This window comes from Microbacterium sp. R1 (genome assembly GCF_015159725.1).
GTDB classification, from domain to species: Bacteria; Actinomycetota; Actinomycetes; order Actinomycetales; family Microbacteriaceae; genus Microbacterium; species Microbacterium oxydans.
In genome coordinates this window covers 2,135,156-2,161,399 of sequence record NZ_JADDUD010000001.1, presented here as the reverse complement: position 1 = coordinate 2,161,399, position 26,244 = coordinate 2,135,156, and the positions used below count along the sequence as shown (strand labels likewise).

At 68.2% G+C, this 26,244-nt stretch carries 22 protein-coding genes and 1 tRNA gene; 11 read left to right on the top strand and 12 right to left on the bottom strand.

From position 1 onward, the window contains the following. Positions 1 to 3 precede the first annotated feature (3 nt). From dusB to ILP86_RS10580, 5 genes are all read left to right on the top strand, one after another. The gene (dusB, locus tag ILP86_RS10600; protein WP_193761894.1) at positions 4 to 1,158 is read left to right on the top strand and encodes a tRNA dihydrouridine synthase DusB; all 1,155 of its coding nucleotides are present in this window, start codon (positions 4 to 6) and stop codon (positions 1,156 to 1,158) included. Then, on the top strand, positions 1,148 to 2,533 hold the full coding sequence (locus tag ILP86_RS10595) for a deoxyguanosinetriphosphate triphosphohydrolase (RefSeq protein WP_193761893.1): 1,386 nt from the start codon (positions 1,148 to 1,150) through the stop codon (positions 2,531 to 2,533). The genes dusB and ILP86_RS10595 overlap by 11 nt, the downstream gene beginning before the upstream one ends. Further along, entirely contained in the window at positions 2,533 to 4,392 is a 1,860-nt protein-coding gene (gene dnaG / locus ILP86_RS10590) for a DNA primase (RefSeq protein ID WP_193761892.1), read from the top strand. Before ILP86_RS10595 ends, dnaG begins: the two co-directional genes overlap by 1 nt. 36 nt (positions 4,393 to 4,428) lie before the next feature. After that, positions 4,429 to 5,202, top strand: coding sequence for an ATP-binding cassette domain-containing protein (locus ILP86_RS10585; RefSeq protein WP_141369407.1), 774 nt, complete (start codon positions 4,429 to 4,431; stop codon positions 5,200 to 5,202). A 97-nt stretch (positions 5,203 to 5,299) separates the two neighbouring features. Then, positions 5,300 to 5,375 (top strand) — tRNA-Asn (locus ILP86_RS10580). A 128-nt stretch (positions 5,376 to 5,503) separates the two neighbouring features. Here ILP86_RS10580 and ILP86_RS10575 read toward each other — a convergent pair. After that, a complete protein-coding gene (locus ILP86_RS10575; RefSeq protein ID WP_061015336.1) occupies positions 5,504 to 6,940 on the bottom strand; it encodes an APC family permease in 1,437 nt (478 codons plus the stop codon). A gap of 61 nt (positions 6,941 to 7,001) precedes the next feature. After that, a complete protein-coding gene (locus ILP86_RS10570; RefSeq protein ID WP_058633211.1) occupies positions 7,002 to 8,099 on the bottom strand; it encodes an alcohol dehydrogenase catalytic domain-containing protein in 1,098 nt (365 codons plus the stop codon). A gap of 113 nt (positions 8,100 to 8,212) precedes the next feature. Between ILP86_RS10570 and ILP86_RS10565 the strand changes: the two genes are divergently transcribed. Then, positions 8,213 to 9,631 carry a CdaR family transcriptional regulator gene (locus ILP86_RS10565; RefSeq protein WP_058633212.1) on the top strand — a complete coding sequence of 473 codons (1,419 nt, stop codon included), beginning with the start codon at positions 8,213 to 8,215 and terminating at the stop codon, positions 9,629 to 9,631. Between the two features lie 61 nt (positions 9,632 to 9,692). Here the strand turns inward: ILP86_RS10565 and ILP86_RS10560 are convergent, their stop codons facing one another. Together ILP86_RS10560 and def are read right to left on the bottom strand one after the other, a co-directional pair. Then, positions 9,693 to 10,208, bottom strand: coding sequence for a hypothetical protein (locus ILP86_RS10560; RefSeq protein WP_193761891.1), 516 nt, complete (start codon positions 10,206 to 10,208; stop codon positions 9,693 to 9,695). 120 nt (positions 10,209 to 10,328) lie between these two features. After that, positions 10,329 to 10,895, bottom strand: coding sequence for a peptide deformylase (gene def / locus ILP86_RS10555; protein WP_193761890.1), 567 nt, complete (start codon positions 10,893 to 10,895; stop codon positions 10,329 to 10,331). Between the two features lie 61 nt (positions 10,896 to 10,956). On the opposite strand from def, the gene ILP86_RS10550 reads away from it, so the two are divergent. Next, positions 10,957 to 12,048, top strand: coding sequence for a DMT family transporter (locus ILP86_RS10550; protein ID WP_058633217.1), 1,092 nt, complete (start codon positions 10,957 to 10,959; stop codon positions 12,046 to 12,048). 33 nt (positions 12,049 to 12,081) lie between these two features. Here ILP86_RS10550 and pgl read toward each other — a convergent pair whose 3' ends face one another. The 6 genes from pgl to tkt are packed head-to-tail and all read right to left on the bottom strand — an operon-like array spanning position 12,082 to position 20,195. After that, positions 12,082 to 12,861, bottom strand: coding sequence for a 6-phosphogluconolactonase (gene pgl, locus ILP86_RS10545; RefSeq protein WP_058633218.1), 780 nt, complete (start codon positions 12,859 to 12,861; stop codon positions 12,082 to 12,084). A gap of 5 nt (positions 12,862 to 12,866) precedes the next feature. Then, positions 12,867 to 13,802, bottom strand: a complete 936-nt coding sequence (locus ILP86_RS10540) for a glucose-6-phosphate dehydrogenase assembly protein OpcA (RefSeq protein WP_046749153.1) — start codon at positions 13,800 to 13,802, stop codon at positions 12,867 to 12,869. After that, positions 13,799 to 15,349, bottom strand: a complete 1,551-nt coding sequence (gene zwf / locus ILP86_RS10535) for a glucose-6-phosphate dehydrogenase (RefSeq protein WP_046749152.1) — start codon at positions 15,347 to 15,349, stop codon at positions 13,799 to 13,801. Before zwf ends, ILP86_RS10540 begins: the two co-directional genes overlap by 4 nt. Before the next feature lie 21 nt (positions 15,350 to 15,370). Then, positions 15,371 to 16,978 (bottom strand): glucose-6-phosphate isomerase, encoded by a 1,608-nt coding sequence (locus ILP86_RS10530; protein ID WP_046749151.1) that lies wholly within the window; start codon positions 16,976 to 16,978, stop codon positions 15,371 to 15,373. Then, positions 16,975 to 18,087: a transaldolase gene (tal, locus tag ILP86_RS10525; protein ID WP_113681601.1), complete on the bottom strand. Its 1,113-nt coding sequence runs from the start codon at positions 18,085 to 18,087 to the stop codon at positions 16,975 to 16,977. Before tal ends, ILP86_RS10530 begins: the two co-directional genes overlap by 4 nt. After that, positions 18,084 to 20,195: a transketolase gene (tkt, locus tag ILP86_RS10520; RefSeq protein WP_193762020.1), complete on the bottom strand. Its 2,112-nt coding sequence runs from the start codon at positions 20,193 to 20,195 to the stop codon at positions 18,084 to 18,086. Before tkt ends, tal begins: the two co-directional genes overlap by 4 nt. Before the next feature lie 218 nt (positions 20,196 to 20,413). Here tkt and ILP86_RS10515 point away from each other — a divergent pair, with 218 nt between their 5' ends. Next, the gene (locus ILP86_RS10515) at positions 20,414 to 21,319 is read left to right on the top strand and encodes a heme o synthase (RefSeq protein ID WP_046749149.1); all 906 of its coding nucleotides are present in this window, start codon (positions 20,414 to 20,416) and stop codon (positions 21,317 to 21,319) included. 104 nt (positions 21,320 to 21,423) lie between these two features. Here the strand turns inward: ILP86_RS10515 and ILP86_RS10510 are convergent, their stop codons facing one another. Then, positions 21,424 to 21,888 carry a hypothetical protein gene (locus ILP86_RS10510; RefSeq protein WP_193761889.1) on the bottom strand — a complete coding sequence of 155 codons (465 nt, stop codon included), beginning with the start codon at positions 21,886 to 21,888 and terminating at the stop codon, positions 21,424 to 21,426. Positions 21,889 to 21,955: 67 nt separating this feature from the next. Then, complete coding sequence (locus tag ILP86_RS10505; RefSeq protein ID WP_193761888.1) at positions 21,956 to 23,062, bottom strand: heme A synthase; 1,107 nt, start codon at positions 23,060 to 23,062, stop codon at positions 21,956 to 21,958. 233 nt (positions 23,063 to 23,295) lie between these two features. On the opposite strand from ILP86_RS10505, the gene sufB reads away from it, so the two are divergent. Genes sufB through ILP86_RS10490 form a run of 3 tightly spaced genes read left to right on the top strand, consistent with a single transcriptional unit; the run spans position 23,296 to position 26,243 of the window. Beyond that, complete coding sequence (sufB, locus tag ILP86_RS10500; RefSeq protein WP_021200759.1) at positions 23,296 to 24,714, top strand: Fe-S cluster assembly protein SufB; 1,419 nt, start codon at positions 23,296 to 23,298, stop codon at positions 24,712 to 24,714. Beyond that, positions 24,715 to 25,920 (top strand): Fe-S cluster assembly protein SufD, encoded by a 1,206-nt coding sequence (gene sufD / locus ILP86_RS10495; protein WP_058631012.1) that lies wholly within the window; start codon positions 24,715 to 24,717, stop codon positions 25,918 to 25,920. Beyond that, positions 25,917 to 26,243 (top strand): non-heme iron oxygenase ferredoxin subunit, encoded by a 327-nt coding sequence (locus ILP86_RS10490; protein ID WP_046749146.1) that lies wholly within the window; start codon positions 25,917 to 25,919, stop codon positions 26,241 to 26,243. The genes sufD and ILP86_RS10490 overlap by 4 nt, the downstream gene beginning before the upstream one ends. The last annotated feature ends 1 nt before the right edge of the window (position 26,244 follow it).

Sequence of the window (26,244 nt, the reverse complement as noted above, 5' to 3'; positions counted from 1 at the left end):
GACATGACTCTCGCCACCGCCCCCGCCCGCCCTCTTCGCATCGGCCCGATCGATCTCGACGTGCCGGTCGTCCTCGCACCCATGGCGGGGATCACCAACACCGCCTTCCGACGTCTGTGTCGCGAGTACGGCGCCGGGCTCTACGTGAGCGAGATGATCACCTCGCGGGCGCTCGTCGAACGCAACGAGACCACGATGCGACTCATCCGGCACCACGAGTCCGAGACACCGCGGTCCATCCAGCTCTACGGCGTCGACCCGAAGACCATCGCGGAGGCCGTGCGCATCATCGTCGCCGAGGATCACGCCGACCACATCGACCTCAACTTCGGGTGCCCGGTGCCGAAGGTCACCCGTCGCGGCGGGGGAGCGGCGCTGCCGTGGAAGTCGAAGCTGTTCGCCGACATCGTCGACCAGGCGGTGAAAGCCGCCGGCGACATCCCTCTCACCGTGAAGATGCGCAAAGGCATCGACAAGGATCACCTCACGTTCCTCGATGCAGGGCGTGCGGCCGAAGACGCCGGGGTCGCCGCCGTTGCGCTGCATGCCAGGACTGCCGGCGAGTACTACTCCGGGTTCGCGGACTGGAACGCGATCGGCGAGCTGAAGCAGGCGGTCACGAGCATCCCGGTGCTGGGGAACGGCGACATCTGGTCGGCCGACGATGCGGTGCGCATGATGGCGCAGACCGACTGCGACGGAGTGGTGGTCGGGCGCGGCTGCCTCGGACGCCCTTGGCTGTTCGGCGAGTTGGCGACCGCGTTCGGCGGGGAGGGGAAGACGGTCGACGCGACGCTCGGCTTCGTCGCTGACGCCTTCCGCCGCCACGCCGAGCTCCTCGTCGAGTTCTTCGAGGATGAGGATCGCGGATGCCGTGACATCCGCAAGCACGTCTCCTGGTACTTCAAGGGCTACCCGGTCGGGGGCGACATCCGCACCGGACTCGCCACGGCGTCCAGCCTCGCCGAGATCGACGACCTCCTCGGCCGGCTCGATCACACGGCACCGTATCCCGGTGCGGACGCCGAGGGGCAGCGCGGGCGGGCAGGACACCCGAAGCGCACGGCCCTGCCGGACAAGTGGTTGGAGTCGCGGGAGATCGCATCCGACACCTCGGAGATGATGCGTGGAGCGGAGATCGAGAACAGTGGCGGTTGACCCCCGGCCAGGCCTGCGTGCCGACGGCTACGACGCGCGAGATGCCGAACGATTCTTCGCCGAGACCCATCGATCCGAGCGCAACGACTTCGCTCGTGATCGTGCCCGCGTCCTGCACTCCGCGGCGCTGCGCCGACTCGCCGCCAAGACGCAGGTGCTCAGCCCTGCCAGTACCGCGGATTTCGCCCGCAACCGTCTGACTCATTCCCTCGAGGTCGCTCAGGTCGGGCGCGAGCTCGCTGTCGCACTGGACGTGTCGGCCGATGTCGTCGACACCGCGTGCCTCAGCCACGACCTGGGGCATCCTCCCTTCGGTCACAACGGCGAGCGGGCACTGAACGAGTGGGCAGAGCCCATCGGGGGGTTCGAGGGGAACGCCCAGTCCCTGCGCATCCTGTCCCGACTCGAGGCGAAAGTGCTCGACGACAGCGACCGCTCGGTCGGCCTGAACCTGACCCGCGCCAGCCTCGACGCGACGTGCAAGTACCCGTGGACGGTCGACAGCCCGGTCCCCGATCCCGGTGGACGTCTGAAGTTCGGCGTGTACCCCGAGGATGAAGCCGTGTTCCGTTGGATGCGCGAAGGCGCTCCTGGTCGACTCCGGTGCATCGAGGCCGAGATCATGGACCTCTCGGACGACATCGCCTACTCCGTCCACGACTTCGAGGATGCGATCGTCAACGGCTACGTCGACGTCGCCCAGCTCGCCGACCCCGCTCAGCACGACGCACTCGTCGGGCGCATACAGCAGTGGGTCGGGTACGACTTCACGCGTGACGAGCTCGCCGACGCGCTCTACCGTCTGGCGTCGCAGCCGATGTGGCTCTCCTCGTTCGATCGTTCTCGTCAGGCTCTCGCGCGGCTCAAGAACCTCACGAGTGACCTGATCGGACGTTTCGCCCGTGCTTCGGTCTCCGCCACCAGGGAGGTGTACGGTACGAAGGCGCTGGTCCGGTACAACGCCCATGTCATCGTCCCGCGGGTGATCGAGGTGGAGATCGCCGTGTTGAAGGGCATCATGGGCCAGGCCATCGTCACGATCGAAGCCCGCAAGGGCGTCTACAAGGAGCAGCGGCGCGTGCTGAAGAGGCTCGCCGATGCCCTCTGGTCGACCGATGCGCTGTGGTCCGCGGGTTCCGATGTGCTCGAGCCCGCGTTCGCCGCCGACTTCATCGCGGCGGAGACCGACGCCCAGCGCGCCAGAGTCGTCGTGGATCAGATCGCGAGCCTCACCGATCAGAGCGCCATCGACTGGCACAACCGTCTCGTCGGGGAGATCGACCCGGCCGAGGTGGGGATCTGGACTCCCCGTCACGCCCGCCCCGGTGCGCGGCCGCACACCGAGCGCGTTCCCGTCGCGGAAAGAGCGCACTGATGCCGCGGATCCGTCAGGCCGATGTCGATGAGGTGAAGGCGCGCACGAACATCGCCGACATCATCGGCGAGCGCGTGGCGCTGAAGCCCGCCGGAGTCGGATCCCTCAAGGGCCTGTGCCCGTTCCACGACGAGAAGAGCCCGAGTTTCCATGTCCGGCAGCAGGTGGGGTACTACCACTGCTTCGGATGCGGGGAGTCCGGAGACGTGTACTCCTTCCTCCGGGAGATGGACCACGTCAGCTTCACGGAGGCGGTGGAGCGTCTCGCCGGCCGCATCGGGTACACGCTGCACTACGAGGACGGCGGAGCCGCCCCCGAGACGAGCGGGCGGAGTCGGCTGTATGCAGCCAACACCGCAGCCGCGGAGTTCTTCCGCGCGCAGTTGCTCACCCCGGACGCCGAGGCAGGACGTCGCTTCCTCGGGGAGCGCGGGTTCGATGCAGGTGCTGCAGCGCATTTCGGAGTCGGCTTCGCCCCGCGTGGCTGGGACGGCATGCTGAAGGCGCTCACCGCGCAGGGGTTCACCCGCGAGGAGCTCAGCAATGCCGGCCTCGTCTCGACCGGACAGCGCGGTGTCTACGACAGATTCCGCGGGCGTCTCGTGTGGCCGATCAGGGACGTGTCGGGGCAGACGATCGGCTTCGGCGCCCGCAAGCTGTTCGACGACGACCAGGGGCCGAAGTACCTGAACACCCCGGAGACGCCGATCTACAAGAAGGCGCAGGTGTTGTACGGGCTCGACCTCGCCAAGCGCGACATCGCCAGAGGCGACCCACGCCGGGTCGTGGTGGTCGAGGGCTACACCGATGTGATGGCCTGCCATCTCGCGGGACTCACGACGGCGATCGCCACATGCGGTACGGCGTTCGGCACCGAGCACATCAAGGTGCTGCGCCGCGTGATGGGCGACGACAACGCCTCAGGCGAGGTGGTCTTCACCTTCGACGGTGATGAAGCCGGTCAGAAGGCGGCCCTGCGTGCCTTCACGGAGGATGACCGATTCAACGCCCAGACCTTCGTCGCGGTCGCGCCCGACGGTATGGATCCGTGCGACCTGCGACTCCGGCGAGGAGATGCCGCGGTTCGGGGGCTGATGGACACCAAGCAGCCGATGTTCGAGTTCGCGATCGACCGCAAACTCGGCGGCTTCGACCTCTCCACGGTGGAAGGGCGCGTCGGTGCTCTGCGGGCGGCCGCTCCCATCGTGGCGGAGATCCGCGATCAGCTTCTTCGCCCGGGGTACGAACGCGTACTGGCGCGGCGGCTCGGGATGGACCCCACCGAAGTGCGCAGTGAGGTCGAACGCGCCGCTCGCGGAGCCTCGACCCCGCAGCAGCCGCGTCGGGAGGCCCCGCAGATCGACTCGGTCACGGGGGCTCCCCTCGTCGCCCCGGTGACGCTGGCGAGTCTGCCGCGCAGCCCCGACGTCGCGGTTGAACGCGACGCGCTGATGGGTGCGCTCCAGTACGGACACCAGGTCGATCAGGCGCTGCTCAACCGGGCGTTGGAGGCATCCTTCCGGACTCCAGGGCTGGACGCCGTGCGTGAGGCGGTTGCGGCGGCTCCGGACCGCACCAGGGCCGGCTGGGTGACCGAGGCTGTGAACGGCGTGCGTGAACCCTACCGCTCCCTCGCGGGGGAGCTGTTGATGACGCCGTTCCCCGAGCGGACGGAGGAGCGGGCCGTCGCCACTGTGGCCGACCTCGCCCGCAGGCTCGTGCTCCGGCAGCTCGAGCACGAGAAGCAGGAGCTCCTCGGTGCGGTGCAACGCGTGCCTGCCGATTCCGATGGTGGTCGCGCGCTGCGGATGCGCCTGCGCGACATCGACGCAGAGCGTCAGCGCTTCGCCGAGTCGTAACGGGGAGCGGGGGCCGGCAGGCGGCAGGATGGAGTCATGTCCCGCAGGCCCGAATCAACGAACGCGATCGACTGCTCCGATCTGGTGATCGACCGCATCGGCCACGGGATGCCGACGCGCGCGGTCGACGGTGTCACGTTCTCGCTGGCGCCCGGTGGGCTCATCTGCGTCGCCGGACCCACGGGCTCAGGAAAGTCGACGTTGGTCGCCGCCCTTGCCGGCTCCACCGACCCCTCGGTCAAGGTCGTCGGAGGCAGCGCCCAGGTCTGCGGCGTCGATGTGCGCCGTCCCGGTCGCAAACACCGCATCCTCACCTATCGCACCGGCTTCGTTCCGCAGGGCGCCGGGGCAGACCTGCCGCCTCGGCTCACCGTGAACGAGGTGATCGCGGAGCCGATCCTCATCCGGGAGCGCCGGGTGAACACCAAGGCCCTCTCGATCCGCGTGGCCATGCTGCTCGACGAGCTGCACCTGCCGCTCGGGACCGCGTCGAAGTTCCCCTACGAACTCAGCGCCGGCATGCGCCAGCGTGTGGCCATCGCGCGGTCGTTCGTGCTCGAGCCGAAGGTGCTCATCGCCGACGAGGTGCTCGCGAACCTCGACCTCGAGGTGCGTCCGGTGGTCTTCGACGCGATCACCCGCCGTCGCAGGGAGCAGTCGATGGCGGCCCTCCTCGTGACCAACGACGCCGACTTCATCCGCGAACTGAACGCCGAGACCCTCATGCTCCGCAGCGGGCATGTCGTGGCCCGCGGAGTCGGCAAGGACCTGCTCTGGGTGCCGAACGCGGAGTCGGACTCACGGCACTGACCCCGACACGCCCGGCATCCCGGAACCGTGCCGCCGTGTCGTGAACACCTCCGGGAGTTTGCTAAGCTTGACGAGTTGCCCGCTCAGCGGCGCACATTCCTCGGTAGCTCAATTGGCAGAGCAGCCGGCTGTTAACCGGCAGGTTCTTGGTTCGAGTCCAAGCCGGGGAGCCAATCGGAAAAGCCCCCTCCACGGAGGGGGCTTTTCTCGTTCTCCGGCGGGCCGAGAGATCCTGTCGAGTCCAGACTCGACAGAAGGAGCCCCTCCGTGGGGAGAGGCTCCTTCGATCGGCGGTGTCGGGTCAGCCGACGCCCTCCATCGCGCTCGTCTCGGTGTTGCCGATGCGGGCGATGACGTCGGGACGACGTCGGGCGAGATAGGCGTACCGGGTGAGCGCCAGGGCGACCGTCACCAGGAACACGTAGGGGATCACGTTGTACGGGAACGCCGGCACCGGCCACACGTTCGCGAAGAAGACGTAGCCCATGGTGCCGACCGCGACGGTCGCGCATACCTTCACGAGACCGTTGCGCACCTTCGCCCGCTGCGTGTAGACCACGCAGGCGATCGCCACGAGGGCGTAGGCGACCATGTAGCCGTAGGTGCCCCAGGTGTTCACCCACACGAGGATCTCGCCGGTCGCCGCTCCCGAGAGCAGCAGCACGATGTCGACTGCGACGGCCGCCGCTCCGGCGATGATCAGGACGCGGTGGGGTGTGAGGTGCTGCTCGTGCGTGCGTCCGAAGCGCTCGGCGACGACGCCCTCCTTGCCCATCACGTAGACGATGCGGCCGATCACGTTGAGGGGTGCGACCACGACGGCGAAGAACGACGCGGAGACGCCGAAGGTGAGCACGGCGGCGAACCAGCCGGGCATCCCGATCAGGGCCGACATGCTCTCCAGCGGGCTGGAGGCGGTGGCGAGATCGTCACCGAGCACGGTGATCTGCGTGTAGGCGGCGAAGACGTAGAGCACGCCGACGCCGAGAGCGCTCCACATGATCGCGCGGGGGATCGCCTTGTACGGCTCCTTGGCCTCGCGCCCGAGGGCATCGGCGGAGGAGAAACCCACGAAGCCGAGGATGCCGAGCACCATGCCGGACGCGATTCCCTGGAACGACGATCCTGTCGCGAGCACCTGCGCGGGGTCCCAGGCGGCGGGACCGGCCCAGACCAGCGCGGCGATCAGGAGCACGAGGATGATGCCGACGGACACGAGCTCGAGGACGAGCGACACCCGCGCGGACAGGCGGATGCCGCGGATGGTGAACAGCGTCGCCAGGCCGCCGAGCACGATCGCGAGGCCGATGTCCCAGCCGAGTCCCTGGGCGGGGAGTCCCAGCATGCTGAGGAACTGCGCCATGTAGCTCACGGACCCGCTGAGGGAGGCCGCCGCGATGCCGAAGCAGCCGATCAGCAGTGTCACACCAGCGAGGAACGCGCCGAACGGGCCGAGGCCCTTGGACACGTAGGTGTACAGCGACCCGGCGGAGGCGTGCTTGCGGGCGAACACCACCACGCAGTACCCGACGCACAGGATCACGATCGTGGCGAGGGCGAAGGCGTAGATGGTGCCGTTACCCGCACCGAGGAAGATGGCCGCCGCCGTGAAGGCGATGACGGCGCTGGGAGCGATGTTGGCGATGGCCTGGGCGGCGAGCTCTGGTCCGCTCATGACGCCGGTGCGAAGACCGGCATCCCGGGGTGCGCCAGGCGGGGCGACGACGGTGTCTGACATGGTTCTCCTGGATTCGGGTTTCAGGGTGGAGGGGGTGAAGGGCGGTCAGGGGATGGGGTGCTCAGGGGATGAGCAGGGTACGCAGCGCCGAGCCGGTCTCGAGGTCGTCGAGCGCTGCTGCGGCCTCGGCAAGAGGACGGCGGCCCGAGATCAGCGGATCGATCTTGAGCTGTCCGTCCATGTAGCGGTCGACGAGGGCCGGGACATCGATGGAGGGGCGCACCGAGCCGTAGTTCGAGCCGAGGATGCGCTGATCCGCCTCGGCGAGGACGAGGGGCTCGAATGATGCGCGGGCGCCCGTCGGGGGAAGCCCGACGATCACGGCCGCACCACCGAGGCCGAGCATCTGGATCGACTGCTCGGTGGTGGAGGTGCGTCCGATCGCGTCGAACGCGTAATCGACACCGTCCGGGATGAGTTCGCGCAGCTGCGCCACGGCATCGCCCTGGGAGGCGTCGATGCGGTCCGTGGCGCCGAACTGCAACGCCATCTGCGTCTTCTCCGGACGCACGTCGATCGCGACGATGCGCTCCGCACCGGCGAGTCGCGCGCCCTGGACCACATTGAGGCCGACGCCACCACAGCCGATCACGACCACGGTCGATCCCGGTTCAACCGCCGCCGTGTTGAGGACCGCACCCACCCCGGTGGCCACGGCGCAACCGACGACCGCGACGACATCGAGCGGGGCGTCGTCACGGACCTTGACGGCACCCGACGCGGGCACGACGACCTCTTCGGCGAAGGAGGAGACGCCGAGGTAGTGGTGGAGCTGCTCGCCATCGCGGCTCAGGCGCGATGTGCCATCGAAGAGCACGCCCAAGGGAGCGACGACCGTCGCCACCTTCTGGCAGCGCGCCTCATGGCCGGCGCGGCAGTATCGACATTCCCCGCACGGCGGAACCCAGCTCAGGACCACGTGGTCGCCGACCGCCAGGGTCGTGACGCCCTCGCCGAGTTCGGTCACGACACCGGAGCCCTCGTGCCCCATCACCAGCGGCGCGGCAGCATCCCACTCGCCGCGCTTCACATGGAGGTCGGAGTGGCAGACGCCCGCAGCGGCGATGCGGACGCGCACTTCGCCGGCGCGGGGCGGAGCGAGGTCGACGTCGACGAACTCGATCGGAGACTGCGGATCGCGGAAGACAACAGCTTTCATGACATCCTTCGGGTAAGTGGGGATGCCGACGATGCTAGGAGACTGCCGACCTGGAGGCATTCGACGAATGTGTGGATTCACTGCGTGGGAGTCACACTTTGTATGATCGGCAGGTGGCTCGTGATGTCGCCTCCGTGGCGCGATACCTCCAAGGACGGCTTCTGGACGGAGCGGTGCCGAGCTCGCGTCACGTGAACTCCGTCGTCGGTCTGGACTCCTTCAGTGCTCCTTCCGAGCACCTCTTCACCACCCTGGTCGTCGTCGAGGTCGCTCAGCTCGGCGAACTGGTCGACGACCCGGAGAAGCTCGCACTGCTCCAGGACGCGGTCGTGGTCACCGCCGCGGACACGCCGGCGGTGCACCAGGTGCTCGAGGAACGACGCATCACGTCGATCGTCGGAGCGGGTATCGCCGACGAGCTGTTGACGCCGACGCTGACCGCGCTGCTCGCCGTCGACCAGGCAGCCGAAGCCAGGGCGATCACCTCTGCGATGCGCGTGCTGACCCTCGCCGCTCGACGAAGCGGGATCACCGGTGTCATCGCCGAACTCGCGCACCGGATCGACGGCTGGGCGGTGCTTCTCGACCGACATGGCGAGGTCATCACGACGGCCGGGGCGGGAAGCCTGCATATCGACGACGCGATCGCGGTCGCCGTCGGTCGCCCCGTCCGGGTGCGCCATCGCGCCCTGCAGGTGCATCCGGTCGGCCCCGGTCAAGACATCACCGCGCAGCTCGTCACCGCCCCGCGCAACGACAGCTCAGGGCGCGGAAGGGAGCTCAGCTCTCAAGCGGCGGCCCTGCTGGACCTGCTGATGCGCACGCGCGACAGCAGCCACCTCGAGCGTCTCGGACGTTCGATGATGCTGGAGACCGTGCTCGAGGGTGGGGAGGAGGCCGCCCGGCTCCTCCGCCGCTGGGGTGTGCACGAGAGAAGTCTCATGGGATTCGCCCTCGTCTCGCGCACGAGCGGCGTCGATACCGAGCATCTGCTCGCGCTGTGGCTCGACGAGCTCGGGGCCGAGCATGTGTTCGCCGCTCAGCGCGGACTGATCCGCGGTGTCGTCCGGGAGGAACACGCGGAGGAGATCGCGCATCGTGTGCGGACCTTCGCCTCGACGCTCTACCTCGGTCTCGGTCGTCCGAGTGCGACGGACGCGCTCGCGCGCAGCGTCGACGAAGCCCGCCAGGCGAGCGAGACCGCGCGGGCGGGTGGTGAGCGCGTCGTCAGGTACGAGTCCATCCCCACGGTGTCCCTGGTGCTCGGGCACCTGGGACCGGATCAGACGCAGCGCATCGGGAGGCTCCTCGACCCGCTGAGGGGTGCTGAACAGCACCCGGAGCTGATCGAGACCCTGCGTGTCTTCCTCGCCACGAACAGCGCCTGGGGCGAGAGCGCGACGCGACTGCGAATCCATCGGCAGACGCTGGCGGCGCGGATCCGACGCATCGAGGATCTGCTGGGACTGTCCATGGCCGACCCCGACGACCGCGTGGCTGCCTGGTTGGCTCTGCGCGCCTCGGACGACTGAACCATCGCGGGTACGAAGAAGGGCCCCGCCACGAGGCGGAGCCCTTCTCTGCGACTGCGGGTCAGCGTGCGGCGCCGGCCAGCGAGCCGGTGGTCTGCCCGGCCGGGTCGAAGATGATGCACTGGATCACGCGGTCGTTGTTCTTCTCCCAGGAGTCCTTGGTGGGAACGAGCGTGGTGACGTTGAGAGCGGAGTCGTCGTAGGCGATGCCGACGAACGAGGTGTACGCGTCTCCGACGCACTCCTGCGTCGCCGCGTCGATGTCGGTGTCGGAGAACTCGCCGTCCGGCATCGTGATCTCGTAGTACACCTCCTGGTCGTGCGGGTCGGTGCAGGGGAGGACGTTGGCATCCGTGAGCATGCCGGTTCCGGTGTCGAGCATGCAGTCGCCCAGCTTCACCGAGAAGACGCCGACGTTCGAGCTCTCGGTGACCTGGCCGGTCTCCTCATCGCGGTTGGCGTCGCCGGAACCGCTGCCGAGAATACCGTTGAGGGCGCTGCAACCGGTCAGGGCGACCGAGAGCGCCACTGCCGATCCTGCGAGCATCAGAGCCCGTCGATCGCGCATCTTCATCATGATTGTTTCCCCTCCGAAGCGTGATGTGGAGGCACGATGAAAGCCCCCGCCGCGAACACGTTAGCCGTCACCGAGTCTGTGATGCAACTCGGAGGAGGCTGTGGTTCTGCTGGGAGCGGCTCACCCCTCGAGGTCGTCGACGCCGGGCATCCAGCTCGCGCCTGGCCGCCCCCAGCCGCGCTTGCGGGCGATCTTCTGCACGGTCTTCCAGCCCCCGTCGGAGAGACGGTCGACGTACAGGATGCCGTCGAGGTGATCGAACTCGTGCTGCATGATGCGGGCACGCCAGCCGTCCACGTCGATCGAGACCGGCTGCCCCTCCAGGTCCGTCGCGGTCACGTGCACGCGCTCCGACCGGCGCAGGGGGAATCGCTCGCCCGGGAACGAGAGGCAGCCCTCTGACTCGAGGTCCGGATCGGGCTCGCCCGGTTCGAGCGGAACCATCCAGAGCTCGGGGTTGATGAGGACACCACGCCACGGCTGGTCGTCGTCATCGACATATGCGTAGGTGTAGATCCGCAGGGGCACGCCGACCTGCGGGGCGGCCAAGCCGACTCCCGGTGCGGCATCCATCGTCTCGAACATGTCCGCGACGAGGCTTCGGATGTCGTCGGTGATCTCGTCGACGGGGGAGGCGGGGGAGTGCAGGACGGGATCGCCCATGATGCGAATCGGAAGTACAGCCACGTCACAACCCTAGTCGGCGGTGCGCGCCAGGTAGGGTCGTACTGTGAGTGCTGGGGTGTGGATGAATGCGGTCGAGGACGTCGGCGATCAGCTCGTCGGCGCGTTCCAGAACCCCGGTCTGCTGCTCGGCATCCCGCTCGCCCTCGCCGGCGCCGTCTTCATGTCCCTCGGCGCGCAGTACCAGCACCGCGGCGTCGAGAAGGTCGAGCGTCTCAGCGGTGCCACCGGTGCGTCGGGACTGAGCTTCGATCAGCTCAAGCGGCTCCTGACCCGCCCGTCGTGGCTCATCGGCACGCTCATGCTCGGGCTCGCCGTCATCTGTCAGCTCGCCGCGCTCGTGCAGGCGCCGCTGATCGTGGTTCAGCCGCTCGGAGCGATCGCGCTCGTGATCACGACGTTGCTCAATGCGCGGATCTCCGGCCACTCGCCGACACGGCAATCGTTGACCGCCATCATCTGCTGCGTCGGCGGGATCTTCCTCTTCGTGTTCTTCGCCGCGATCTACGCGACAGAGCAAGAGGTGACCGACCGCGAGCTCTTCACCATCCTGGCGCTCCTGCTCGCCGTCATCATCGTCCTCGGCGCATGCTGGCTGATCCTGCGTCGCCGCATGCGTGCGCTGTTCTACGTGATCGGCGCCGGCATCCTCTACGGATTCGTGGCCACGCTCGCCAAGGTCGTCATCAAGCGCATCGAGGCGGGCCAGTTCGAGTGGATCACCGCCATCTGCGTGCTCGCCCTCATCTCGGCTGCGGCTGTCGGTGCCTACTTCGTGCAGACGGCGTACAGCTCGGGTCCGCCCGACCTCGTGATCGCCGGACTCACCGTCGTCGACCCGCTCGTGGCGGTGCTCATCGGAATGGTCGTGCTGGGCGAAGCAGCCGCCGCGCCGTGGTGGGTGCTCGTGATCTTCGCCGTGGCCGGCGGGATCGCCGTATGGGGTGTCGTCGGGCTCGCCCGGTACCATCCCCAGGTGCTCAGCGACAGCCAGGAACTGGGGATACCGCGCGGCAGTGCGCCGGGCGCCCCCGGGCGGAGCGGGCAGGAGGACTCCACGGCATCGCCCTCGGCGATGGGCGCTCCCGAGCGCGCCGACGGCACCGTCGGGCCGGATGCGCCGCAGCGGGGCGATGGATCCTCGGAACACCCGTGACGCAGTCCCCGGGAGGGGCTGTGCTCGCAGGACTCAGTAGGCCTGGTCGATGAGGTCGGCGGAGACCTCGGAGGCGGCAGCTTCGTCCACGAAGAAGACCGTCCGCTTGCGGCCCTTCGCCCCGGCTGCAGGGACACTCGTGTAGCTGGCGCCCGCAAGAGCGAGGCCCAGCGCGGAGGCCTTGTCCGCGCCCGTCAGCACGAGCCATACGCGCTTGGACGAGTTGAGCACGGGGCGGGTCAGAGTGACGCGCTCCGGCGGAGGCTTGGGGGAGTCCCGCACGGCGAGAACGGCGGCATCCGTCACCGTGACCTCCTCGCGATCAGGGAAGAGCGAGGCGACGTGGCCGTCGGGGCCGACACCGAGGAAGCACACGGCGAACGAGGGCCACGGGTGCTCGTCGGTGCCGAACCGTGCGAGCTCTTCGGCGTAAGCCGCGGCGGATTCGTCCAGGGTCAGGCCGCTGTCGGGGCCGGCGACCTCATGCACGTTCTCCGCGGGCACGGCGATGTGGTCGAGCAGCGCCTGTCGCGACTGCAGAGAGTTGCGGTCGACATCGTCGCGCGGGACGAAGCGTTCGTCGCCCCACCAGAAGTGCACCAGCGACCAGTCGATCTCGGCGGCACGAGGGTGTTCGGACGCGGCACGCAGCACCGCTCCACCCATCGATCCTCCCGTGAGGGCGATGTGTGCGAGCCGACCGTTGCGGGTGCGCGCACGCACCCGCGTCAGGAATCGGTCGGCCACACGGGTGGCGAGGGCAGCGGGGGTGGCTTCCACCACCACGCGCTTCTCTGCGGACGATGTCGTCATCGACGTCACTCTCCAGTCTCGGGCGGACCCAGCTTCTCCCAGCCCTCGGTGATCACCCGACCGTACAGGACGTCGGGGTCCAGTCGACGCAGCTCCTCTGCGAGGCATTCGCGAAGTGTGCGTCGGGGAAGGTGCAGGTCGTGGTTCGGCTGGCCCGGCTGCGTGAGCACGGCGACGCCCGGCGTCGGGCGCTCGAGGAGGATGTCTCCCGAATCACGCGTCAGGCGCACCGACTTGATGCCCTCAGCCCACTGGTCGGGGTCTTCGTACGACCACTGCACCGGCACATCGAGAGCCATCTGCAGCCACGCGGCCAGCAGCGCGGTGGACGGGGATGCCGAGGCTCCGCGCACCTCGACCCCGGTGATCGGCTCGTACGGCGGCTGGTCGAGCACGGCCGCGAGCTGCTCGCGCCAGTGGGTCAGGCGCGTCCAGGCCAGGTCGGTGTCGCCGGGGGCATGAGTCTCACCGAGGAGCGCGAGCCGGTCGCGGACATCGTGCGCCGTCGCGGCGTCGGTGATGCGGCGCTGAGCGATCTTGCCGAGCGGGGACTGCGCCGGTGCGACGGGCGCGGACTCCGGCCACCAGGCGACCACGGGGGCGTCGGGCAGCAGGAGGCCCGTGATGAGGCTCTCCTCGTTGCTCGCGGCATCCCCGAAGGCGCGCAGGACGACGACCTCGCTGGCGCCGGCGTCTCCGCCGACACGGATCTGCGCGTCGAGACGGGACTCGCCCTCACCTGTGGTGATCACGATCACACGCATCGGGTGCTCCCGCGAAGCGTCGTTGGCGGCGTCGATCGCCGCCTCCGCCACTCCGTTGCGGGCAGCGATGACGAGGGTCAGCACGCGGCCGAGGGCGACAGCTCCGCCCTCCTCGCGCACCTTGACCAGCTGCTTCGCGACCTGGCTGACGGTCGTGTCGGGAAGGTCGATGATCACGGGCGTCTCCAGACTCGTCCATCGCGGGCCAGCAGGTCGTCGGCGGATGCCGGTCCCCACGAGCCGGGCGCATACTGCTCCACCGGACCGCCCTGGGCGGCCCAGTACTTCTCGACCGGGTCGAGGATCTTCCAGGAGAGCTCGACCTCCTCGTGCCGCGGGAACAGCGGCGGATCGCCCAGCAGGACGTCGAGGATCAGACGCTCGTACGCTTCAGGGCTCGCCTCCGTGAAGGCGTGGCCGTAGCCGAAGTCCATCGTCACGTCGCGGACGTTGGAGCCACTGCCGGGCACCTTCGAGCCGAAGCGGATCGTGACGCCCTCGTCCGGCTGCACGCGGATGACGAGCGCGTTCTGTCCGAGCTCGGACGCGTTGCCGCGGCCGAACAGGTGCTGAGGCGCGCGCTTGAAGACCACGGCGATCTCGGTCACACGACGGCCCAGACGCTTCCCCGTCCGCAGGTAGAAGGGCACATCCGCCCAGCGACGGGTGTCGATCTCGAGCTTGATCGCGGCGTACGTCTCCGTGGTCGACTCGGGGTTCATCCCCTCCTCTTCCAGGAAGCCGGTGACCTTCTCGCCACCCTGCCATCCGCCCGCGTACTGCCCGCGGGCGGTCGCGAGCGACAGGTCGTCGGGCACATGCACGGCCGCGAGGACCTTCTCCTTCTCGGCGCGCAGGTGCTCGGCCGAGAGACTGATCGGCTCCTCCATCGCTGTCAGCGCCAGCAGCTGCAGCAGGTGGTTCTGGATCACGTCTCGTGCGGCGCCTATACCGTCGTAGTACCCGGCACGCCCGCCGACGCCGATGTCCTCGGCCATCGTGATCTGCACGTGGTCGACGTAGTTGCGGTTCCAGATCGGCTCGTACAGTTCGTTGGCGAAGCGCAGGGCCAGGATGTTCTGAACCGTCTCCTTGCCGAGGTAGTGGTCGATGCGGAAGATCGAGTCCGCGGGGAAGGCCACCTCGAGAGCGGCGTTCAGAGCCCGCGCGGACTCGAGATCGTGTCCGAAGGGCTTCTCGATCACGACACGACGCCAGCGCTCGTCATCGTCGCTGTTCTCGCCGACGAGACCGGATTCCTTGAGCTGCTTCGCGACCAGCGGGAAGTCCTTCGGCGGGATCGACAGGTAGAACGCGTGGTTGCCCATCGTCCCCCGTTCGACGTCGAGCTTCTCGATGGTGTCGCGCAGCTTGCGGAAGGAGTCCGGGTTGTCGAACTCACCCGAGACGAAGCGGATGCCCTGCAGCAGCTGGGTCCACGTCTCTTCGCGGAACGGCGTGCGGGCGTGCTCCTTCACGGCGTCGTAGACGACCTGGGCGAAGTCCTGGTCCTCCCAGTCGCGTCGGGCGAATCCCACCAGGGCGAACCCGGGAGGGAGCAGACCGCGGTTCGCGAGGTCGTAGACCGCTGGCATCAGCTTCTTGCGTGAGAGATCTCCGGTGACGCCGAAGATCACGAGGGCGCTGGGGCCCGCGATCCTGTTGAGACGGCGGTCATCGGGGTCACGCAGCGGGTTGTGCCCGCGCGAGATGGGAACAGACATCGGTGGGGGATTCTCCTGCTGTTACTTCTGTGCGGCTTCGAAGAGGGCGAGCACGTCGTCCGAGGACTCGGTGATCGTCAGGGTGACGACGGGACGCCCGTGCTCGGCGAGCACGGCGGCATCACCGGCGGCCTGCGCCTGGATGAGCTGCCCGAAGGTGAAGGGCCGGTCGGGGATCTCGAGGTCGACCTCGGTGCGCTCCAGGATCTGCAGGAACACTCCCTGCGCGGGGCCGCCCTTGTGGTACTGGCCGGTCGAGTGCAGGAATCGGGGTCCCCACCCGAACGTGGTCGGCCGCCCGGAGTCTGCTGCGACGAGCTCACGCAGGCCCTGGAGCTGCGGAACCTCGAGACGGTTGACGTACGCCTGGATGGACACGTAGCCGTCGGCGGGGAGCTGGGCCCAGAGGGCGTCCAGCACGCCTTCGACCGTGCCAGAGGCGGCGAGGGCGGGGTCGGACACCCGGACCTCCACACCGTTCTCGACGAACGCCGGCGCCGTGGGCTCGGGGCGAGCGTCGAGCAGTCCGCGGGCGGCGACCTTCGCCGACTCGACGTCGGGCTGATCGAACGGGTTGATGTGCAGCAGGTGTCCGGCGATCGCGGTGGCGTACTCCCACACGATGAGCTGGGCGCCCAGCGTCCCGCTGACGAGGATCTCGCCCTCATGACGCTCGTGGAGGTGGAACTCGTTGGCGTCGTCTACCAGTCGCACGATCTGGAGGTCGGCCGGGACCGGATCGAGCTCGGGGGAGACGGGGAGCAGCACGACCGGGAGGATCCCCGTGCCCTCCTTGCCGGTGGACTCGGCGATGAGCTGCTCGATCCAGTCCGGCAGGCCCTTGATGTGCGTGCCATCGGTGATCAGACCGAGCTTGTCGCGTCGCGGGTTCGTGGCCGCGATCGCCGCCCCCAGTCGCAGAGCGGGGTTCTCGGCCGAGTCGACGGCGACCTCGAGCAGCGAAGCCTCGGCCTCGTTCAGAAGCTCGTCGATGTCGACGCCGGCGAGTCCCGACGGCACCAGCCCGAAGGCGGTGAGCGCCGAGTAGCGGCCGCCGACGTTCGGGTCCGCGTTGAAGACGCGGTATCCGGCCTCGCGGGCGGAGGCGTCGAGCGGTGAGCCGGGATCGGTGACGACCACGATGCGCTCGACGGGGTCGATCCCGAGATCGCGGAACGCGGCTTCGAACGTGCGGCGCTGGGAGTCGGTCTCGACGGTGGAGCCCGACTTCGACGACACGACCAGCACCGTGTCGGCGAGCCCTTCATCGAGGGCGGCGAGCACCTGGCCGGGAGCGGTCGAGTCGAGGATCGTCAGCGGCACGCCGGCCGTCTGCGCGATGACCTCGGGCGCGAGCGAGGAGCCTCCCATGCCGGCCAGCACGACCCGGGTGACGCCCTTGGCGTTGAGGTCGGCGCGGAGCGCGACGATCTCGGCGACGAGGGGACGCGAGACGGAGACGGCCTCCACCCATCCGAGTCGCACAGACGCTTCCGCCTCCGCCGCAGGACCCCAGAGCGTCGCGTCGCCACTGGTGATGCGGGAGGCGACGAGGTCGTGGACGAGGGCGGGAACCGTCTCGTCGATCGCGGCGCGCGCGGCGCCGGACGTGTGGATCGAGAAGGTCATCGCTGCGACTCCAGAGCCTCGGTGACCTGCGCGAGCAGATCGTGCCAGGAGTCGATGAACTTCGCGACCCCCTCGTCCTCGAGCACCTGTGTGATGTCGGTGAAGTCGATGCCGAGCTCGGCGATCCCCGCGAACACGGCGCGGGCGTCGTCGTAGCCGCCGGTGATGGTGTCACCGGTGACGACGCCGTGGTCGAAGGTGGCGTCGAGCGTCTTCTCCGGCATGGTGTTGACGACGCCCTGGGCGACGAGCTCGGTGACGTAGAGGGTGTCGGGAAGAGCCGGGTCCTTGACGCCGGTCGACGCCCACAGCGGGCGCTGCAGATTCGCCCCCGCGCCGAGCAGCGCCGTGGCGCGATCTCCGGCGAACGTCTTCTCGAACAGCTCGTACGCGAGGCGGGCGTTGGCGAGGCCTGCCTTGCTCTTGAGTGCTTCCGCCTCGGGAGTGCCGATCGCGGTGAGGCGCTTGTCGGTCTCGGTGTCGACGCGCGACACGAAGAACGAGGCGACCGAGTGGATGGTCGACAGGTCGATGCCCGCCGCCTTCGCGGTCTCGAGCCCTGTCAGGTATGCGTCGATGACCTCGGCGTAGCGCTCCAGGCTGAAGATCAGCGTCACGTTGACGCTGATGCCGGCGCCGATGGCCTCGGCGATGGCCGGAAGCCCCGCCTTGGTCGCGGGGATCTTGACGAGCAGGTTGGGGCGGTCGATCTTGGCCCACAGCTCCTTGGCCTGCGCGACGGTACCCGCGGTGTCATGCGCGAGGTCGGGGGAGACCTCGATCGAGACGCGGCCGTCGACGTGGTCGGAGGCCTCCCACACGGGGCGGAACACGTCGAGGGCTGCGGCGACGTCCTGCGTGGTGGCAGCGAAGACCGCTTCCTCCGCGGTGGCACCGGAGCCGGCGAGCTCAGTGACCTGCGCGTCGTACGACGTGTCGTTCTTGTCGGTGATCGCGTTGGCGAAGATCGTCGGGTTCGTGGTGACGCCGACGACATTCTTCGTGTCGATGAGGTTCTGCAGGTTGCCGGAGGAGATGCGGGTGCGGGAGAGGTCGTCGAGCCAGATGCTGACGCCTGCGGCGGCGAGCTGCGCGGTGGGGGTGCTCATGCGTTCTCCTTGGTGCTGTTGGCCGCGATGGTCTCGCGGGCGGCCGCGATGACGGCCTCGGTGGTGATGCCGAACTTCTCGAAGAGGGTCTTGTAGTCGGCGGAGGCGCCGAAGTGGTCGATGCCGACCGAGCGGCCGCGGTCGCCCACGATGCCGCGCCAGCTGAGCACGGAGCCCGCTTCGACCGACACGCGGGCGGTGACTGCTGCCGGGAGCACGCTCTCGCGGTACTCGGCGTCCTGCTCGTCGAACCACTCCAGCGACGGAGCGGAGACCACGCGCACGTTCACGCCCTCGGCGGCGAGAGCCTCACGGGCGTTGACCGCCAGCTGCACCTCGGACCCGGTGGCGACGATGATGACGTCCGGCGTGCCGTTCGGCGCCTCGGCGAGAACGTAGGCGCCCTTTGCGGCGTTGTCGGCGGAGGCGAAGGTGTCGCCTTCGGCAGCACCATCGCCGCGCTCGAACACCGGGATGTTCTGACGCGTCAGTGCGATGCCGGCGGGGCCTTCGTGACGACGGAGGATCTCCAACCAGGTCGCAGCGGTCTCGTTCGCGTCAGCCGGGCGCACGACCGTGAAGTTCGGGATCGCACGAAGCGTGGCGAGCTGCTCGATCGGCTGATGCGTCGGGCCATCCTCGCCGAGGGCGACGGAGTCGTGGGTCCAGACGAAGATGCTGGGCACGTTCATGAGGGCGGCCAGACGGACGGGCGGACGCATGTAGTCGCTGAAGATCAGGAACGTACCACCGAACGCCCGGGTCGGGCCGTGCAGGACGATGCCGTTGATGATCGCGCCCATAGCGTGCTCACGGATGCCGAAGTGCAGCACGCGACCGTAGGGGTTTCCTGACCACTCATGCGTCGACCACTCAGCGGGGATGAACGACGGGGCGCCCTTGATCGTGGTGAGGTTCGACTCGGCGAGGTCGGCGGAACCGCCCCACAGCTCCGGAAGCTCCGCAGCGAGGGCGTTGATGACCTGACCGGACGCGGCGCGGGTCGAGACCTCCTTGCCGGCTTCGAACACGGGGAGCGCGGCAGCGATGTCGGTGGGCAGTTCGCGTGCTTCGAGGCGGTCGAGAAGGGCCTTCTTCTCCGGGTTGGCGGCGGCCCACGCGTCGAACGACTCCTGCCAGGACGCACGCACCTCGGCGGCACGGGCCGCGAGCCCGCGAGTGCGCTCGATCACGTCGTCGGCGACCGCGAAGTGCTCCTCGGGGTCGAAGCCCAGGACCTTCTTGGTCGCGGCGAGCTCATCCGCACCGAGCGCGGAACCGTGGATCTTCCCGGAGTTCTGCTTGCCGGGCGACGGCCAGCCGATGATGGTCTTGAGGATGATCAGCGACGGCTTCGACGTCTCACCCTTCGCAGCCTCGATCGCCGCGTACAGCTCGGCGACATCCTCGACGTACTCGCCGGACTTCTTCCAGTCGACGACCTGCACCTGCCAGCCGTAGGCCTCGTAGCGAGCGGCGACGTCCTCGGTGAAGGCGACGTTCGTGTCGTCCTCGATGGAGATCTGGTTGGAGTCGTAGATCGCGATCAGGTTGCCGAGCTGCTGGTGGCCCGCGAGCGACGAGGCCTCGCTGGTCACGCCCTCCTGCAGGTCGCCGTCGCCGGCGATCACGTACACGAAGTGGTCGAACGGGCTCGTGCCCGCCGCGGCCTCGGGATCGAACAGGCCGCGCTCGTAGCGTGCGGCGTAGGCGAAGCCCACGGCGGAGGCCAGGCCCTGCCCGAGAGGACCGGTCGTGATCTCGACGCCCTTGGTGTGGCCGTACTCCGGGTGGCCCGGCGTGAGGGAACCCCACGTACGGAGGGCCTTGAGGTCGTCCAGCTCGAGCCCGAAGCCGCCGAGGTAGAGCTCGACGTACTGGGTGAGCGACGAGTGGCCGGCCGACAGGATGAAGCGGTCGCGCCCCAGCCAGTCGACATCGGTCGGGTCGTGGCGCAGAACGCGCTGGTACAGGAGATACGCGGCGGGAGCGAGGCTCATCGCGGTGCCGGGGTGACCGTTGCCGACCTTCTCGACGGCATCGGCCGCCAGGATCCGTGCGGTGTCCACCGCGCGTCGATCGATCTCATCCCACTGCAATTCCGACACGTTCATGCCCTTTCCGACAGTTTCGAGGGCGCCCGTATTCCCTGGCAGGTCCGCGACTTCACGGTGAGGTGCACATCGCCGGGCGCGCGAGTGGTTTCAGCATAGCGGTGACGTGAGTCGCACTACGCGGGACCGGGAGCCGGAACACGTCATCCCGTGTCATACACTGGAGAGGTTGTCCGGTCACACGTGCGGAGGAGGCGATCGAGATCTCGACGATGTCTGATCAGACCGTGAGGAAGTCGTCCGTCGGTCGCACGGTGAAGGCCTATATCACCCTCACCAAGCCGCGTGTCCTCGAGCTCCTGCTCGTGTCCACCGTGCCGGTGATGTTCCTTGCGCAGGGAGGAATGCCGAACCTGTGGCTCGTGCTGGCCACCGTCATCGGCGGCTCGATGAGCGCCGGTTCCGCGGCGTCCTTCAACATGTACCTCGATCGCGACATCGACGCGCACATGCATCGCACCGAGAACCGTCCGCTCGTCACGGGCGAGGTCAGCCCGCGCGGCGCGCTGATCTTCTCCTGGACGCTGGCGGTCGCCTCCACGGGCTGGCTCCTGCTGACGACCAACTGGCTCACCGCTGCGCTGTCGGCGACGGCCATCTTCTTCTACGTCGTGATCTACACGATGATCCTCAAGCGCCGTACCGAGCAGAACATCATCTGGGGCGGTATCGCCGGCTGCTTCCCCGTGCTGATCGGGTGGTCGGCGGTCACCGGCTCGCTCGACTGGCCCGCCTTCATCCTGTTCCTCCTGGTCTTCCTGTGGACGCCGCCGCACTACTGGCCGCTGTCGATGAAGTACAAGGACGACTACGAAGACGTCGACGTCCCCATGCTGGGTGTCACGCGCAACGCCTCCCAGGTCGGTCTCCAGGTGATCCTCTACGCGTGGGCCACCGTCGCCTGCTCGCTCCTCCTGGTGCCGATCGCCGGCATGGGGCTCGTGTACACGGTGTCAGCCGCCGTGTTCGGTGGATGGTTCATCTACGAATCGCACCGTCTCTACAACCGCGCCGTCCACGGGACCGAGCCGCGTCCGATGCGCGTGTTCCACGCGTCCATCACATACCTGACGCTGATCTTCGTCGCGGTCGCGGTCGACCCGCTGCTTCCTTTCTGACCTGACGCAGGGAGGCTGGTCTCCCAGAACGACGGAGCGGCGCCGAGGATGTCCTCGGCGCCGCTCCGTCGTTCTGTGCTCAGGGATCACCTGCGCACAGGCGCTCAGCGGGTGATCGACGGGGAGTCGTCTGAGTTCGCGTCCTTCGCCGGCGCGTCATCGAGCGCGGCCGCCGGCGCCGCAGCGGCGTCGGACCCCGCGTCGGCGTCCGCCGCAGTGTCGGTGACTGTCGAAGCGGTGTCCGTGACAGGAGCGTGCGTCTCGTCGGGGGCGGCGGTCCAGTCGATCGCCTCGACGACTGCAGGAGCGGGGGACGCGACGAGCGCGCGGGCGGCGACGAGTCCGAGCGTGAGCAGGATGCCGACGATCCCTGCGGCGAGCACTCCGGCACCCACGACGACGAGCGACTGTCCGACGTAGACCTCGACGCCGGTGGCGGTGCCATCCAGCAGCGTGGTCGTCATCGTGGCGATCTGACCGGAGATCAGCCAGGCGCCGACGGCCGTCGTGGCGAGGGAGACGACCAGGAGCAGCCAGAATCCGATGCTTCGAGTGAGTGACTTGTTCATGACACCCACCCTTGCGGATGCGCTGATGAGCCCGCGATGCGGGAGCTATGAGTCGACTGTGCGGAGATCAGTCCTCGACGGCGGCAGTGCGCTTCAGATGCAGCACGACGACCGTGTAGGTGGCTGCCGAGAGCGAGGCCAGCACCATGTGGATCCCGACGAGGAGCGGGGGGAGGCCCTCTCGTGCCTGCCACACGCCCACACCGACCTGGACGAGGATCGCGAGCACGAGGACGAGGAGCCAGCGGCGGGGCTCCAGACGCTGTGCCCAGGCGGTCACCGTCAGGAAGACGACCAGCGCGGCGAGGATGTAGCCGGGCCAGGAGTGCACGTGCGCAAGCACCGTCGCGTCGAAGCCGTGGCGCAGGACGTCGGCGTCACCGGAATGCGGTCCCGACCCCGTCGTGAGGACGCCGAACACGATCGTGACGGCGAGTGCGAGGCCCGTCACGTGGGTCACGGCTGCGAACCAGGCGGGCACTGCGCGCTCTCGCGGGCCGGCGGGCGTCTGGAGCCGCACCAGGAACGCCGCGGTGATGCAGACGAGCAGCAGCGACGACGTGTAGTGGAAACCGACGATGAACGGGTTCAGCCCGGTCAGGACGGTGATGCCGCCGACGAGGGCCTGCGCGACGACGCCGATCAGCACGAGCCAGGCGAGCAGGACGAGGTCGCGCCTGGTGGGAGTCGAGCGCACGGAGCGGACTGCCGCAGCGATCACGGCGACCAGCAGCACCCCCAGGGCGATCGGCGAGGCGGGGAAGTGCAGAGGAGCGGCGATGGCGAACGCGGCGGCAGCCGCGGCGATCCCGCCCAAGGCGAACCAGAGCGCGTTGACGAGGCCGCGCTTTCCGGTGAACAGGTGCAGCACCAGCAGCACGACGACGAGGGCGATGATCCCGACGACACCGGTCATCAGGCGGTTGCCGAACTCGATGATCCCGTGGATGCCCTGCACCTCGAGGATGGGAACGAGGGAGTCCGGGGTGCACAGCGGCCAGTCCGAGCATCCGAGGCCCGAACCGGTGAGGCGGACGGCTCCGCCGGTGCCGATGATGATGGTCTCGCTGAGGAACGACAACCACGCGAAGACCGTCAACGCACGCCCCCAGGACGCGGAACGAGGAGCGACCCCTCGCGTCGTCGAGGTGGTGGGGATCAACGTCTCGGGCATAAGTCCTCCGGACCGCGCGAGACGTGGCGGGCATGGCCCGTCCGCCAGGCGGAACCTGTAGAATCGGATTGTTGCGATGGGCGCTGACAGCGCTGAAGCATCGTCAACAGTTTAGGCGCGATGGAAGCGCCGGTGATGAGGGCCCACCAACGGCACCCGCTCCCGCAGACTCGACGGGGATCAGGTGTGTCGGGGCGGATGACACCGTTTGGGACCTGTGAGGAGAGTGTTGGATGTCGGATGTGCTGATCGACCGCCCGGAGCTTGACGGTCTGGGGGTGTACGAATTCGGCTGGCACGATGAGGATGCTGCGGGTGCCATCGCGAAACGCGGCATCTCCGAAGATGTCGTCCGGGGGATCTCGAGCCTCAAGAACGAACCCGAATGGATGCTGAAGACCCGACTCAAGGGATACCAGCTCTTCGGGCGCAAGCCGATGCCGACGTGGGGTGCAGACCTCAGCGAGATCGACTTCGACAACATCAAGTACTTCGTCCGCTCCACCGAGAAGCAGGCGCAGACGTGGGAAGACCTCCCCGCCGAGATCCGCGAGACCTACGAGCGTCTCGGGATCCCCGAGGCCGAGCGTCAGCGCCTGGTCGCCGGAGTCGCCGCGCAGTACGAGTCCGAGGTCGTGTACCACCAGATCCGCGAGGACCTCGAGGCCCAGGGCGTCATCTTCATGGACACAGACACGGCTCTGCGCGAGCACCCCGAGTTCTTCGAGGAGTACTTCGGCACGGTCATCCCCGCCGGTGACAACAAGTTCGCCGCGCTGAACACCGCTGTCTGGTCGGGCGGATCGTTCGTCTACGTCCCCAAGGGCGTGCACGTCGAGATCCCGCTGCAGGCCTACTTCCGCATCAACACCGAGAACATGGGCCAGTTCGAGCGGACCCTGATCATCGCCGACGAGGACAGCTACGTCCACTACATCGAGGGCTGCACGGCCCCGATCTACAAGTCGGACTCCCTGCACTCGGCCGTCGTCGAGATCATCGTGAAGAAGAACGCCCGTGTGCGCTACACGACGATCCAGAACTGGTCGAACAACGTGTACAACCTCGTCACCAAGCGTGCCGTGGCCTACGAAGGCGCGACCATGGAGTGGGTCGACGGCAACATCGGCTCCAAGGTGACGATGAAGTACCCGTCGATCTACCTGATGGGCGAGCACGCGAAGGGCGAGACCCTGTCCGTCGCCTTCGCCGGTCCCGGTCAGCACCAGGACGCTGGCGCGAAGATGATCCACATGGCGCCGTACACGCAGTCGTCGATCGTCTCGAAGTCGATCGCACGCGGAGGCGGCCGTGCCGGTTACCGCGGCGAGGTCCGTGTCGATGCCGCTGCGCACCACTCCGCGAACACCGTGCGCTGCGACGCCCTGCTCGTGGACACGAAGTCGCGCTCCGACACCTACCCGGCCATCGACATCCGCGTCGATGACGTGCAGCTGGGCCACGAGGCCACGGTCTCCAAGGTCAGCGAGGAGCAGCTCTTCTACCTGCAGTCCCGCGGTATGCCCGAGGACGAGGCCATGGCGATGATCGTGCGTGGTTTCATCGAGCCGATCGCCCGAGAACTGCCGATGGAGTACGCCATGGAACTGAACAAGCTCATCGAGATGGGCATGGAAGGATCGGTCGGCTAAATGGCGGCCTCGACGACAGCGCCCAGTGAGGCGCAGCACACGAACGCGCACATCGACCCTGCGGCTCAGGTCGCGGCGGCGGGCTTCGTCCCGGTGCAGACCCGCTCCGAGCGGCCGCACTCGTTCGAACCGTCCGACTTCGGAGCACCGACCGGACGCGAGGTCAACTGGAAGCACACGCCGGTGGCGAAGCTCGCCGGACTCTTCTCCGATGAGCCGGGCGAGGAGAACGCCGTGACCTACGGTCTCGACGCTGTCGAGGCGTTCCTGGAGCCCTCCTCGGATGAGGAAGGGCCCTACGGGGAGTTCTTCCGTCCTGAAGATCTCTCCAGCGCCCTCGCCTGGAAGCATGGCCCGCGTGGACTGCACATCCAGCTCCCGGCTGAGGCAGAGCTCGACGAGCCGGTCGTGGTCCCGATCACGGGCACGGGCGCCGATAAGCGTGCGTTCGGTCAGATCCTCATCGAGGCGAAGCCGCACTCGCGCGGCACCGTCGTGCTCGACCACTCCGGTTCCGCGCAGTACGCGCAGAACGTCGAGATCATCGTGCGCGACGGCGCGAGCCTTACCGTCATCAGCCTGCAGCGCTGGGACGATGACGCGGTGCACGCCGCGGCTCACCAGGCCACCGTCGGTGCCGATGCCACGCTGAAGCACTTCGTCATCAGCTTCGGCGGCGGTGTCGTGCGCGTGAACCCGAGCGTCGAGCTCACGGGCGCCGGATCCGAGGGATACCTCTACGGGCTGTCCTATGCCGACGGCGGTCAGCACCTCGAGAGCCAGGTCTACCTGCACCACAAGGGCGCGCACACCAAGGGCGACGTGCTCTACAAGGGCGCGCTGCAGGGCGAGGGCGCACACAGCGTCTGGATCGGCGACGTGCTGATCGGTGCCGACGCCACGGGCACCGACTCCTACGAGGCGAACCGCAACCTGGTGCTGACCGAGGGTGCTCGTGCCGACTCGATCCCGAACCTTGAGATCGAGACCGGCGACATCCTGGGAGCCGGGCACGCGAGTGCGACCGGTCGTTTCGACGACGAGCAGCTCTTCTACCTGCAGGCCCGCGGCATCACCGAGGAGGAGGCCCGTCGTCTGGTCGTGCTCGGATTCCTCACCGATATCGTGCAGCGCCTCGGCATCCCCGCCCTCGAGACCGAGTTGCTGGCGGCCATTGAGGCGGAGCTCGCCGAGGTGAGCGCATGACCGCCGAACGCGTCTGCGGAGTCTCCGACCTCGAACAGGACACACCGCTGCGCGTGGACCCGAGCGGCGTGCCCATCACGGTGATCAAGGACGGCGAAGGAGTGATCCACGCCATCGGCGACACCTGCACGCACGGCGACATCTCGCTGTCCGAGGGCTTCGTGGAGGGTGACACGGTGGAGTGCTGGGCACACGGCTCCGCGTTCTCCCTCCTCACCGGCAAGCCCCAGAATCTCCCCGCGTATGAGCCGGTCCCGGTCTACGTCGTCCAGATCGACGGCGACGACGTGCTCATCGATCCGACTGTGATTAAGGAAGTCTGAA